Source organism: Bradyrhizobium sp. SZCCHNR1051, assembly GCF_032489615.1.
Classification (GTDB): domain Bacteria; phylum Pseudomonadota; class Alphaproteobacteria; order Rhizobiales; family Xanthobacteraceae; genus Bradyrhizobium.
Genome location: NZ_JAUEYJ010000002.1, coordinates 1 through 12,617, shown reverse-complemented (window position 1 = coordinate 12,617; position 12,617 = coordinate 1). Strand labels below are relative to the sequence as shown.

Genomic DNA, 12,617 nt, shown 5'->3' with positions numbered 1-12,617 from the left:
GGGCACATGGGGATGATGATTAAAGACAGTACGACACTCGATATTTTGGTGCAGTTGAATAGGCGTTTCGAGGCCGAAGCATTGCCGGAGATGGTCGAGCTGCAGCGCGAGTTCGGAGTTTTTTCCCTGCAGCATGGTTTGCAGCAGTCTTTCGCCTTGCTGGGAATCGTGCCGCAGGATTGGACTGAGCGTCGCCGCTGGTACCGCTTCTTGGAACACCTCAGGACCTATCCGTCGGATCATGATGGCGTGAATGGTCACGACCGTGTCATCCGTGCTTTCAAGGACGACCTCGAATCCGAGAAGCCCTTGCCTGTTTCGATCGTCTGCCATTCGGCAGCGGACGATCCTCGGGTGACGGTTACGCAAGGCCGTCCGGTCGTTTTCTCGCTCGAAACGCACGTGATCGTTTCGATACCGACCACTCCCGGACGGGAGGCGCGTCAGAATCTGGCCGAGGTTGCGCGCACCAGGCGTGTTCAGAAGCGCGGCAAGAAGAAATGAGTGGGACCTCGGGCAGCGTCGTCGGACACGAGGCTCCTTCTGGTGAAGCCATCTGCTCCGACGTCGATGCCTACTACACAGCGTGCGTCGCGCGTCATGGCGCGACGCCGCGCGGCGTCGACTGGTCGTGCGAAGCGACGCAGGGCCTGCGCTTCGTGCAGCTAATGAAGCTATGCGATGCGTCGGCGCCGTTCAGCCTCAACGACATCGGCTGCGGCTATGGCGCGCTGGTGCCGTTTCTTGAATCGCGATTTGCGTCCTGTGAGATTGACTATCTCGGCATCGACCTGTCCCGCGCCATGATCAGCCGGGCGCGGCGCCGCTTCGCCGCCCCCTTGCGGCGCTTCGTCGTCGCTTCGGAGAGCCCGCGCATCGCCGACTATTCGGTCGCCTCCGGCATCATGAACGTCAATGTCGGCTATTCGCGCGACGCCTGGGAAGGCTACATCAAGGCCATGTTGCAGCGCATGTTCGCGACCAGCCGGCGCGGCTTTGCGGTCAATTTCATGCGAGCTGCCGCTGACGAGGAGCAGGACGGCGATCCCGCCAAGGCGCGCCTGTATCGCACGGCGCCGGACGTTTGGGCCGCTTATTGCGACCAGGAATTTGCAGCGGCAGTCGAGATCGCCGGCAACTATGGCATGAAGGAATTCACGCTCCTGGTACGCCGGCCGCCTCACGCCGCTCAGCCGCAGGCGGGGCTCTCGCGCTGATGTCGGCAGCTCCGCCGCCTGCTTCGAAAGCCGGTCACAGCGCTGCCATCGACAGCGCGATCGACGTGCTGATCTCCTCGCAAGGTCACGCCAGTCCCGCGCGGCTCGAACGGGCCTGCGCGCTGCTCCGCAGACGGTCACCGCTGCATTGGGTGGAGCGTGAGGGCGTGCGCCCGTTCTGGGCCGTCATGCGCTACGCCGACATCGTTTCGATCGAGACCCGAAGCAGGGAGTTTGCCGCGGGCCCGCGCACCTATCTTGCCAGCGAGACCGCCGAGGCCGTGCTGCAGCGTGTCACCGGCAAGCCGCAACTCGTGCGCGGCCTGACCGAGATGGATCCGCCGGATCATGGTGTCTATCGGGCCATCATCCAGGCGGCGTTCGCGCCGCCGGCCTTGCGCGCGATGGAAACCTGGCTGGCACAATGGGCAGCCGAGATCGTCGACCGGGTTGCCGCGCACGGGGACGCATGCGATTTCGCTGTTGACGTGGCGCTGCCCTTCACCTTCCGGGTGATCGGCCGCATGCTGGGCACGCCGGAGGCCGACGATGCCCGGCTTGCGCGGCTGGCCCAGGCCTTCGTGGGCGCCGAGGATCCGAAGCGCCGTCTGGCCGAGTCGCCGGGCGATACGATGCGGACGGCCATGCTGGCGCTGCGCGATTATTTCGAAGCCGTCGTGGCCGATCGGCGCGCCCAGCCGCGCGACGATCTCGCCAGCCTGATTGCGCATGCCGCGCCGCATGGCGCAGCGATGCCGCATTACGAGCTGATCTCCTACTTCATCCTGCTGGTCACGGCGGGCCACGATACGACGGCGCTCGCATTGGCCGGCGGCCTGGCGGCGCTGCTTGCAGCGCCCGAGCAGATGGCGCGGCTGCGGGCCGAGCCCGAGCTGCTCGATCCGGCGATCGAGGAAATGCTGCGCTGGACCTCGCCGGTGCGGCACTTCATGCGCACCGCGGTCCGCGACACCGAGGTCGCGGGGCAACGCATTCGCGAAGGCGATGCGCTGGCCTTGTTCTTCCATTCCGCGAACCGCGACGAGGTCGTGTTCGAGGATGCCGGCGCGTACCGGATCGATCGCAGTCCGAACCCGCACATCGCCTTCGGCCGTGGCCCGCACATCTGCATGGGACTGCAGTTGGCGCGGATGCAGATGCGGGCGCTATTTGCGGAGCTGCTGCGCCGGACCGACCGGATCGAACTGGCCGGGCGGGTGCGCCGGGTGCGGTCGCCCTTCATGAGCGGCGTCTCCAGCCTCCCTGTTCGCATGAGCTTTCGCGCGCTGCGCAAGGAGGCGGCTGCATAGGCTGACCGAGCCTCATCGCCGCGCCTTGAAGAACTCCTTGAGCATCTGCGCCGCCTGTTGCTCGCCCACGGCCGAATAGACCTCCGGCGCGTGATGGCAGGTCGGCGCAGTGAAGAAGCGCACACCCGACTCGACCGCGCCGCCCTTCGGATCGGCGGCCCCATAATACAGCCGTCGGATGCGCGCGAAGGAGATCGCGCCAGCGCACATCGTGCAGGGCTCGAGCGTGACGTAGAGGTCGCACTCGACCAGCCGCTCGCTGCCGACGACCTGGGCCGCCTGCCGCAGTGCCAGGATCTCGGCATGCGCGGTCGGGTCGCGGTCGGTCAAAGTGCGGTTGGCGGCGGCGGCGATCACCGCGTTGTTCCGCACCACGACGCAGCCGATCGGCACCTCGCCGGAAAGTGCGGCCGATTCGGCCGCTTTCAGCGCCAAATCCATGAAAGAAGGGCCGTTCATGGCTCGTCACGCCCGCCCAAGTCTGCTACTGGATCGCCCTTCAGCACAACCGGACCCCGATTTCCTGCGTGACATGCGCTGCTTCAGAAGCGCGCGGTTCACGCCTCGTCCTGCACCTCGAAGTGAGACCTTCATGCCCCGCACCACCGACAAAGACAACGATTCCCGCGGCCGCCGCGGCGGCGCCCCGCGGGGGCGGTCCGAGGGCGGCAAGGGACGCTCGGGCGCCGCACGCGGGCCGGAGAAGAAGTTCGCCAAGCGCGGCTTCGGCGACAAGGAAGCGGGTGGCCGGGGCAAGCGCGCCTTCGACGAGGGCCGCGCGCCGCGCCGCCGCGACGAGGGCGATGCGCCGCGCAAATCCTTTGGCGACAAGCCACGGTTCAACCGCGATGAGCGGCCGCGTGGCGATCGGCCCTATGCCGCGCGCCCGGCGCGGGACGGCGATGGCGAGAAGCGCGCCTTCAAGCCGCGGGGTGACCGGCCCAAATTCGATCGGGACGAGCGGGGCGGCGAGAAGCGTCCCTATACGCCGCGCACTGGTCGCGACGAGGCTCGTCCTGCCGGGCGATCGTCCGAGCGCAAGTTCGGCGAGCGCAAACCCTACGCTGCGCGCGAGCGTGACGGTGACAAGCGGCCCTATACGCCGCGCGGCGAAGGCGCCCGCGATCGCAGCGACCGGCCGCGGGCGGAGCGCAGCTTTGGCGACCGTCCGCCGCGCAGCGGCGATCGGCCGGAGCGCAAGTTCGGCGGCGAAAGGAAGTTTTCCCGCGGTGCTGATGGCGATCGTGGCGAACGCAAGTTCGGGGCCGGACCGCGTGGTCCGCGCAAGGAGTTTGGCGATCGTCCGGCCCGTGGCGAGAGCAAGCCGTGGCAGAAGCGCGGCGCGGAGGGAGATCGTCCGGAGCGCAGTGCGCGTCCGCCGCGAGAAGGCGGGCGCAGCTTTGACCGGCCGCGCACCGAGCGCAGCCGTGAGGATCGTCCCAAGTTCGACAAGCCGAAGTTCGACAGGCCGAAATTCGATCGTCCGCGTGATCGCGGCGACGACCGCGGCTTCGACAAGCCGCGTCGCCGTCCTGAGGGCCGCACCGATTGGCAGGAGCATCCGCGCAGCGAGCGCCGCGGCGGCGAAGGCTTCTCCGAGCGGCCGCGCCGCGACAACGAGGACGACAGCAAGGTCTTCGCCAAGCGCCCGGCGTTTGGCGGCCGCGGCGCCTATCGCGAGCGCAAGCCGGAGACGGACAAGCGCAGCCCCCGCGTCGCGGCCGAGCCGGCCGCGCCGAAGAAGGCGGGCGAGCGCATCGCCAAGGTGCTGGCGCGCGCAGGGCTGGCCTCGCGGCGCGATGCCGAGGAGATGGTCACGCAGGGCCGCGTGACGGTGAATGGCCGCATCATCAACTCGCCGGCGCTCGACGTCACCGAGAACGACGTGATCCAGGTCGACGGCGCGCCGCTGCCGGAGCGCGAGCGCACGCGGCTGTTTCTGTATCACAAGCCGCGCGGGCTGATGACGACGCACAGCGACCCGGAGGGGCGACCGACGGTATTCGACAATCTGCCCGAGGGCCTGCCGCGGCTGATCTCGATCGGCCGGCTCGACTTCAACACCGAGGGCCTGCTGCTGCTCACGAATGACGGCGGGCTGGCGCGCGTGCTCGAATTGCCGGACACCGGCTGGACGCGGCGTTATCGCGTTCGCGCCCATGGCGAGATCACGCAGGCGCAGCTCGATCAGCTCGCCGCAGGCGTCGAGGTCGACGGCGTCAAATACGGACCGATCGAAGCCACGCTCGAACGCGACCAGGGTGCGAACGTCTGGCTCGTGGTTGCGATCCGCGAGGGCAAGAACCGCGAGGTGCGCAACGTGCTCGCTCATCTCGGCCTCGAGGTGAACCGCCTGATCCGCGTCTCCTACGGCCCATTCCAGCTTTTGGAGCTGCCCGAGGGCGAGGTGCAGGAGGTCAAGACGCGAGTTCTGCGCGAGCAGCTCGGCGAGAAGGTCATCGCGCAATCGGGCGCCGATCTCGGTCCAGCCGGCAAGGGCAATCGCGAGCCGTTGCCGGATCCGAAGCCCAAGCCGAAGCGCGAGGTGGTCGCCGATCGCAAGGGCCGCCGCGTGCTGGTCCAGCGTACCGGCAGCGACGAGGCGCGCGAGCGCCACGAGGCCGAGGCGCGCTTTTCTGGCCCGCCACGGCGGCCGAAGCGCGGCTATCACGGCAAGCGCGATATCACGCCGCAGGACGAGTAGGGCGTTGCGATGCGTGTCGTCGGTGGACGGCTGAGAGGCCGCAACATCGCTTCGCCTGCGTCGCGCGAGATTCGGCCGACGCAGGATCGGCTGCGCGAGGCGCTGTTCAACATCCTCGTCCACGCCTACGACGATCCGATCGCCGGCGCGCGCGTGCTCGACTTGTTCGCTGGCACCGGCGCGCTCGGCATCGAGGCTGTCTCGCGCGGCGCGGCGTTCACGCTGTTCGTCGACAACGGCGCCGAGGCAAGGGCGCTGCTGCGCAACAATGTCGAGGCGCTCGGCCTCGGCGGTGTCACCAAGGTCTACCGCCGCGATGCCACCGATCTCGGTCCTGCGCATCCGGTCGAGCCGTTCTCGCTGGTGTTCCTCGACCCGCCCTATGGCAAGGGCCTGGCGGAGAAGGCGCTGGCCGCGTTGCGCGACGGCGGCTGGCTGGTGCCATCGGCGCTTCTGGTCGTCGAGGAAGCCAAGGCCGCGTTCAAGGTGCCTGAAGGCTTCACCGAACTCGAACGCCGCGCCTATGACGACACCGAGTTCGTATTTTTGCGCAGCGCGTGATCCTTGCTCACTGTCGCCCCTGCGAACGCAGGGGCCCATAACCACAGGATCGGGTTGGGACGCGCGACGCTCGCGACGGCGTACTCGCCCATCACTTCTGCTGCGGCGTATAGGTCTCGGGTCGGCGCCGCCGGACAACGCTGCGCGTTGCCGGTGGCTTGCCCGGGACGACAGCCAGTTTGTCGCTCTCGTCGTGCTCCAATTCGTGGCCGCTATCTCCTCCCGAACAGCTTCTCGACGTCGGCGAGCTTGAGCTCGACGTAGGTCGGGCGGCCGTGGTTGCATTGGCCGGAGTTGGGCGTGTCCTCCATCTCGCGGAGCAGCGCGTTCATTTCCTCCGGCTTGAGGCGGCGGCCGGCGCGGACGGAGCCGTGGCAGGCCATGGTGGCGGCGACGTGCATCAGGCGGCGTTCGAGCGGCAGCGCCTCGCCCCATTCCTCCATATGCTCGGCGAGATCGCGCAGCAGCGCGGATGCATTGATCTTGCCGAGCAGCGACGGTGTCTCGCGCACGGCAACGGCGCCGGGGCCGAAGGATTCAATCGCGAGCCCGAATGAGGCGAGCTCGTCGGAGCGCGCGAGCAGCGCCTCGACGGTCGCCTCGTCCAGCTCGACGATGTCGGGGATCAGCAGGATCTGCCGCTGCACGCCATGCGCGGCGAGCGAGGCCTTCAATCGCTCATAGACGATGCGCTCATGCGCGGCGTGCTGGTCGACGATGACGAGGCCGTCGCGGGTCTGCGCCACGATGTAGGTGTCGTGGATCTGCGTACGCGCGGCGCCGAGCGGGCGGTCGAGCAGGTCGGGCGCGGCCGGCTGCTCATGCAGCCGCAGATCGGCGCGCGGCGTGCCGACGTCGAATGCGGACTGCGTCGACTCGGCGAGACCAAATGATGTGGCAGCGGGCGAGGGCGCGGCCGATGGGAACGAGCCGCCGAAGTGCGGCATCACAGGCGCCGACGGCGAGCGTTGCCAATCCCAATTGGCAGGCCGCGGCTGCGGCGCGAACGCCGGGCGGAACGCGGCGATGGTCGCGCCACCGTCATTGGCCGCGGTGCGGCGGCCCTCGCGGGCGAGGCCTTCCTTCAGCGCGTGAATGATCAGCGCGCGCACGAGGCCGGCATTGCGGAAGCGCACCTCGGTCTTGGCCGGATGCACGTTGGCGTCGACCTCGCGCGGGTCGAGCGTCACGAACAGCGCCACCACGGGATGGCGGTCGCGCGGCAGATAGTCGGCATAGGCAGCACGCACCGCGCCGAGAATCAGCTTGTCGCGTACCGGGCGGCCGTTGACGAACAGATACTGCCCGAGCGCATTGGCCCGCGTCAGCGCCGGCGCCGCGGCGAAGCCTTCGATCATCACATGATCGCGCTCACTGCGCACGGCGATCGCATGGCTACGGAAGTCGGCGCCGAGAATGTCGCCAAGCCGCGTCAGCTGGCCCGGCGCGCCGGGCAGCGCGGCCGCCCAGGTCACCGGCGCGCGCTCCTCGCCGGCCAGCGTAAACGCAATATCGGGCCGCGCCATCGCCAGCCGCCGCACCACCTCGCGGATCGCCTCGGCCTCGGTGCGGTCGGTCTTGAGGAACTTCAGCCGGGCCGGCGTGGCGTGGAACAGATCGGCGACCTCGACGCGGGTGCCCTGGTTGAGCGCGGCCGGCACGATCGGAGACTTGTCGCCGCAATCGACCGCGAGCGCCCAGGCATGCGGCTCGCTCTTGTGCCGCGTCGTGATCGACAGCCGCGCCACCGAGCCGATCGAGGGCAGCGCCTCGCCGCGGAACCCGAGGGTGCGGATCTGCAGCAGATCCTCGTCGTCGAGCTTCGAGGTCGCGTGGCGCTCGACCGCGAGCGCAAGATCGGCCGCCGTCATACCGCCACCGTCGTCGGTGATCGCGATCTTTCGCCGGCCGCCGCCATCGGTGAAGATGTCGATGCGGCTCGCGCCGGCATCGATCGCATTCTCGACCAGCTCCTTGACCACGCTCGCCGGCCGCTCGACCACCTCGCCGGCGGCGATGCGGTTGACGATCTGTTCGGGAAGCTGGCGGACGGGCATGGTGCGGCTCGGAACGTTGATGCGACGCCGCTGTCGCGGCGCCACTTGTGTTGCCGGGAGAATAGCGTTTTTCACGCAGTGCGGCAGACGAATGCGGCGTTCTCCAACGGGATTGTGAGGCGGGCGGGGCCAGTATATCGTTTCGCAAAAATAACGATCAGCCGGAGGAAGCCCATGTGCCATCTGTTCGCACACCAGCCTCAGCGCGACTATGCATCGCAGACCCGCTCGTTGCGGATCGGCGGCCATAGCACCTCGATCCGGCTCGAAATGGCGTTCTGGGACACGCTCGAGGAGATCGCCGCCAAGGAGGGCATGAGCCTCGCCAAGTTCGTGACCACGCTCTACGCCGAGGTGCTCGATCATCACGGCGAGGTGAAGAATTTTGCGTCGCTGTTGAGGTGCTCCTGTCTGATCTACCGGGCGAAGGCGACCGCGGCGCTGCCGGATTTTCCCGCGGCCGCGATCATGGACGCGGCGGAGTAGCCGCACGCCGGCTCTGTCGTCTCCCTCCCCCGCCTGCGGGGGAGGGCGGGGTGGGGGCGCCACATCAGTAGTCCCGCCGGAGCGTTCCCCCACCCGCATCGCATCTTTGATGCGATGCGACCTCCCCCGCAAGCGGGGGAGGCGCTGACCGAGTGTGGAGCGCCAAGTGTGCCCCATCGCACGACCTTGTCCCTCAGATCTCCTTCTTCTGCATCGCTCCCGCAATGTAGTCGGCCTGCCGGATCGCCAGCGCGACGATCGTCAGCGTGGGATTGCACGCCGCGCCCGTGGTGAACTGGCTGCCGTCGGAGACGAACAGGTTCTTGATGTCGTGCGTCTGGCCGAACTTGTTGACGACGCCGTCCTTGGCCTTCTCGCTCATCCGGTTGGTGCCGAGATTGTGCGTCGAGGGGTAGGGCGTGGTCGGATAGGTCACGGTGGCGCCGACCGCCTCGTAGATCGCCGAGCCCTGCTTGTAGGCGTGGGCGCGCATCGCGACGTCGTTGGGATGATCGTCGAAATGCACCGACGCCACCGGCATGCCGAACTTGTCCTTCGCCACGGGATCGAGCGTGATGCGGTTGGTCTCCTGCGGCATGTCCTCGCCGACCAGCCACATGCCGGCCATGCGCGGATAGGTCTCCATCGCCGCCGTGAAGCTGCGGCCCCAGGCGCCGGGATTGAGGAACGCCGCCATGAACGGCAGGCCGAGCGACAAGGTCTCCATCTCGTAGCCGCCGACGAAGCCACGCTTCGGATTGAATGCCGCCTCGTCGCGGACGATGCCGGCCATCGTCGTGCCGCGATACATGTGCACCGGGTTCTCGAACGTCGCATAGACGCTGCCGGTCATGTGCCGCATGTAGTTGCGCCCGACCTGGCCGGAGGAGTTGGCAAGGCCGTCCGGGAACATGTTCGAGGCGCTGTTGAGCAGCAGCCGCGGGCTCTCGATCGAGTTGCCGGCGACGGCGACGATACGGGCCTTCTGCAGCTGCATCTTGCCCTGGCTGTCGGCATAGACCACGCCGGTTACCTTGCCCGAGGCGTCATGCTCGATCTTGATCGCCATGCTGCCCGGCCGCACCTCGAGATTGCCGGTGGCCTCGCCCTTCGGGATCTCGGTGTACAAGGTCGACCATTTCGCACCGGACTTGCAACCCTGGAAGCAGAAGCCAATCTGCTGGCAGGCGCCGCGGCCGTCGCGCGGCTGCGAGTTGATTGCCATGTTGCCGGTGTGCACGGTCTTGTAGCCGATCTTCCGGGCGCCGGCTTCGAGCACCTTGAAATTGTTGTTGCCGGGCAGACCGGGAATGTCGTTGGTGCGGGTCACGCCCATCTTGAACTCGGCCTTGGCGTACCACGGCTCCATCTCGGCCAAGGTCACCGGCCAATCCAGAAGGCTGGTGCCGGGCACGCCGCCATAGGTGGTGCGGGCCTTGAACTCGTGCTCGTCGAAGCGCAGCGAGGCGCCGGCCCAGTGCACGGTGGAGCCGCCGACCGCCTTGACGATCCAGGCCGGCAGATTGGCGAAGTCCTTGGCCACGCGCCAGGTGCCGGACGTGGTGCGCATGTCGGTCCAGGCGAGCTGGGTGAAGCTCTCCCATTCGTCGTTGATGAAGTCGGGAATCTCGTAGCGATTGCCGGCTTCGAGAATGACGACCTTGATGCCCTTCTGCGCGAGCTCGTTGCCGAGCGTGCCGCCGCCGGCGCCCGAGCCGATGATGACGACGACGCTCGAATCGTTCTGATCGAATTTTGCCATGGTGGTTTCCTCCGTGTTCTCTGTTGTTCGCCGGCGTCAGGCTTTCGGCAGCCAGTCGATGTCGGAGAAGCCACGGTTGATGTAGCCGCCATGCTCGGCGGAGGAGCCCTCGTAGCCGAATTTCGGCCAGAGCTCCTTCTGATTGTAGAGCGAGACGACGAGGTCGCCGCGGATGGTCTTGAAGAAGGTCGTCTGCTCGATGCCCTGCAGCAGCGCGACGCGATCGACCTCCCACGGCACCTGCGCATACGGCACCTTGTGGCGGTCGCGTGCATCCTGGTCGAGCCGGGCGATGCCGTCATTGATCATCGCCTTCACGGCGGCATCCTCCGCCGCCTTGCCGTCCCACGGCTTGACCGCGGTGATGTAGTAGCGGTCGGCGAGGAAGTCGTGCGGGTAGATGTCGCGCGCGACCTTCACCAGCGTCTTCAGGGTCGCCGGCGTCAGCGCCTTGGCGTCCTCCGCCCAGGCATCGGCAATGCCAAGGCCGGTCGCGGAAGCCACGGCTGCGGCCGGCACGGTCGAGGCCGCGCCCTTGAGAAAGACGCGGCGGTCGTATTTGTTGCGGCGATCGACTTCTCTCATGGGTATCCTCCGTTGGTTTTTTGTTTGGTGTATTTTCGTGGTCAGCGGCTCATCCGAAGCGGCCGCCGCGCTGGATGACCTCGATCTTGTAGCCGTCGGGATCGGTGACGAAGAAGAAGCGCGCGAGTGTCGCACCATTGTGCTTGAAATCGCGCAACGGGCCTGGTGCCAGGTTCTCGCGCTCGAAGCGGGCATGCTCGGCATCGAGATCGTCGACCACGACAGCGAGATGGCCGTAGCCGTCGCCGAGCGTGTAAGGCTCCTTGCGGTCGAAGTTGACGGTCAGCTCGACCTCGAACGGCGACGACGGGTGGCGCAGATAGATCAGCGCGAAGCCGTCGAAGCGCAGGTTGTCGGCGATCTCGAGCCCGAAGGCGCGCTTGTAGAAATCGATCGCCTTGGCCTCGTCGAGCACGCGGATCATGGAATGAACGGGCTTTGCCATCTCAATTGTCCTTCAAATAGGTGATGATCGCGGCGCGCAATTCGGGCTTGGCCTGGCGATAGGCCATCACGGCGCCGGGGATCAGCTCTTGCGGATTGGTCAGCCATGCGTCGAGCTTGGCTTCGTCCCAACTGAAGTCGGCCTTGGCGAAGCCGGCCGAGTAGCGGAAGCCGTCGATCGATCCGGCGCGGCGGCCGACGATCTTCGATAGCGGCGGTCCCTGTCGCATCGGTTCGCCGCTGCTCAGCGTATGGCAGACACCGCATTGCTGCTTGAAGAGAGTCGCGCCGTCGACGGGCTTCGGCGAGGGCAGCGCCATCTGCGCGAGCGCGGCGGCCGCGCCCAGCATCGCGCCGCAACATCCAAGTCCAACGCGAAGAAAAGCAGTTTGCGCTGCACGCTGTCCCGACATCGATCCTCTCTCATCATTTTTGATGAGACTAGGTCGCAGTGAAAGCACCGTGGTAGTAGCGGGCTGTTTCAGCAGGAACAAAGCGTGCGCAGGACGCGTCCGCCCGCAGGATGTGTCAGCGTTGCGGACTAATCGTCGAAGCGACGCCCGCCGCGTCCCGCTTTGACGTCGCTGCGGATCTTCTTGCCTTCGAGCCGGCGCTGCTTCGAGCCGAAGGTCGGCTTGGTCGGGCGCCGCACCTTCGGCCTGATCATCGCCTCCTTCAACAGCGCCACCAGGCGGTCGATCGCATCGGCCTTGTTGCGCTCCTGGGTGCGGAAGCGCTCGGCCTGGATCACGATGACGCCGTTCTTGGTCATCCGCTGGCCGGCCAGCCGCGCCAGCCGTGCCGCGGCATCCTCGGGCAGCGTGATCCGGGTCGTGTCGAAGCGCAGCTGCGCCGAGGTCGACAGCTTGTTGACGTTCTGGCCGCCGGGTCCGGAGGCGCGGACGAACGAGATCTCGATGTCGTTCTCGTCGATGGCAAGGTCGCGGGAGATCCGCAGCATGGGGCACCAGGTGGAATCGAGGCTTTCGCGCACCATAGCGGGTTTAGGGCCGGTGTGCGCGGGTTCGCACCATTGCGTCGCGGGTTGGCCAGGGGCCGGTGCGAAACCCTCCACTGTCATCCCGGCGAACGCCGGGATCCATAACCCCAGGGAGAAGTTTGAGGCAGGCTGGTCGTTGACACCTCCCGCATCACGTCGGCCGCGGAGTGTGGGTCCCGGATCGGCGCAGCGCCGCGCTGGCGCGCGTCGCCGCTTGTCCGGGACGACAGCGGTGGGGGTGGCGGATTCACGGCTCAAACAGCAGGTGTCGATCAGCTCAGCCATGACGCTGCGTTCTCGCGGCATCTCATGCCCGAGGTCTGCGATCAGTTCGTCCCTCTTGAAAGTGCAGAGGGCGCGGGGAATGCCGGGCGCTGGCCGCACCCATGGCCCGCCTGCGAAAAAAATGCAGGCGGCAGGAACCACAGATCCTATGGGGCGGCGGGTGGTCAAGAAGGGTTAGGATTGGATTTCCGAACCATCCGGCCCTC

The 12,617-nt window shown here is 67.2% G+C and carries 13 protein-coding genes; 6 read left to right on the top strand and 7 right to left on the bottom strand.

Translation table 11 applies throughout. The features are described 5' to 3' along the window. Window positions 1–6 precede the first annotated feature (6 nt). The 3 genes from QW868_RS02035 to QW868_RS02025 are packed head-to-tail and all read left to right on the top strand — an operon-like array spanning window position 7 to window position 2,527. Window positions 7–504 carry a hypothetical protein gene (locus QW868_RS02035; protein ID WP_315754702.1) on the top strand — a complete coding sequence of 166 codons (498 nt, stop codon included), beginning with the start codon at window positions 7–9 and terminating at the stop codon, window positions 502–504. Beyond that, window positions 501–1,217, top strand: a complete 717-nt coding sequence (locus tag QW868_RS02030; protein WP_316160533.1) for a class I SAM-dependent methyltransferase — start codon at window positions 501–503, stop codon at window positions 1,215–1,217. The genes QW868_RS02035 and QW868_RS02030 overlap by 4 nt, the downstream gene beginning before the upstream one ends. Continuing rightward, entirely contained in the window at window positions 1,217–2,527 is a 1,311-nt protein-coding gene (locus QW868_RS02025) for a cytochrome P450 (protein WP_316229810.1), read from the top strand. The genes QW868_RS02030 and QW868_RS02025 overlap by 1 nt, the downstream gene beginning before the upstream one ends. 12 nt (window positions 2,528–2,539) lie before the next feature. On the opposite strand, the gene QW868_RS02020 is transcribed toward QW868_RS02025, so the two are convergent. Then, entirely contained in the window at window positions 2,540–2,986 is a 447-nt protein-coding gene (locus tag QW868_RS02020; protein WP_316229809.1) for a nucleoside deaminase, read from the bottom strand. Window positions 2,987–3,119: 133 nt separating this feature from the next. Here QW868_RS02020 and QW868_RS02015 point away from each other — a divergent pair, with 133 nt between their 5' ends. Together QW868_RS02015 and rsmD are read left to right on the top strand one after the other, a co-directional pair. Beyond that, complete coding sequence (locus tag QW868_RS02015) at window positions 3,120–5,231, top strand: pseudouridine synthase (RefSeq protein ID WP_315796086.1); 2,112 nt, start codon at window positions 3,120–3,122, stop codon at window positions 5,229–5,231. A gap of 9 nt (window positions 5,232–5,240) precedes the next feature. Beyond that, window positions 5,241–5,792, top strand: a complete 552-nt coding sequence (rsmD, locus tag QW868_RS02010; protein ID WP_316229808.1) for a 16S rRNA (guanine(966)-N(2))-methyltransferase RsmD — start codon at window positions 5,241–5,243, stop codon at window positions 5,790–5,792. Window positions 5,793–6,004: 212 nt separating this feature from the next. On the opposite strand, the gene mutL is transcribed toward rsmD, so the two are convergent. Then, window positions 6,005–7,849: a DNA mismatch repair endonuclease MutL gene (gene mutL / locus QW868_RS02005; protein ID WP_316229807.1), complete on the bottom strand. Its 1,845-nt coding sequence runs from the start codon at window positions 7,847–7,849 to the stop codon at window positions 6,005–6,007. Between the two features lie 174 nt (window positions 7,850–8,023). Here mutL and QW868_RS02000 point away from each other — a divergent pair, with 174 nt between their 5' ends. Then, window positions 8,024–8,335 carry a ribbon-helix-helix domain-containing protein gene (locus QW868_RS02000; protein WP_315754714.1) on the top strand — a complete coding sequence of 104 codons (312 nt, stop codon included), beginning with the start codon at window positions 8,024–8,026 and terminating at the stop codon, window positions 8,333–8,335. A 193-nt stretch (window positions 8,336–8,528) separates the two neighbouring features. Here QW868_RS02000 and QW868_RS01995 read toward each other — a convergent pair whose 3' ends face one another. The 5 genes from QW868_RS01995 to arfB all read right to left on the bottom strand — a co-directional run bounded on the left by QW868_RS01995 (window position 8,529) and on the right by arfB (window position 12,087). Further along, entirely contained in the window at window positions 8,529–10,097 is a 1,569-nt protein-coding gene (locus QW868_RS01995) for a GMC family oxidoreductase (protein ID WP_316229806.1), read from the bottom strand. A 36-nt stretch (window positions 10,098–10,133) separates the two neighbouring features. Next, complete coding sequence (locus QW868_RS01990) at window positions 10,134–10,682, bottom strand: gluconate 2-dehydrogenase subunit 3 family protein (RefSeq protein WP_315736587.1); 549 nt, start codon at window positions 10,680–10,682, stop codon at window positions 10,134–10,136. 49 nt (window positions 10,683–10,731) lie between these two features. Then, window positions 10,732–11,127: a VOC family protein gene (locus QW868_RS01985; RefSeq protein ID WP_316229805.1), complete on the bottom strand. Its 396-nt coding sequence runs from the start codon at window positions 11,125–11,127 to the stop codon at window positions 10,732–10,734. A 1-nt stretch (window position 11,128) separates the two neighbouring features. Then, window positions 11,129–11,446, bottom strand: a complete 318-nt coding sequence (locus QW868_RS01980; RefSeq protein WP_316229946.1) for a c-type cytochrome — start codon at window positions 11,444–11,446, stop codon at window positions 11,129–11,131. Window positions 11,447–11,667: 221 nt separating this feature from the next. Further along, complete coding sequence (arfB, locus tag QW868_RS01975; protein ID WP_315736589.1) at window positions 11,668–12,087, bottom strand: alternative ribosome rescue aminoacyl-tRNA hydrolase ArfB; 420 nt, start codon at window positions 12,085–12,087, stop codon at window positions 11,668–11,670. Window positions 12,088–12,617 lie beyond the last annotated feature (530 nt).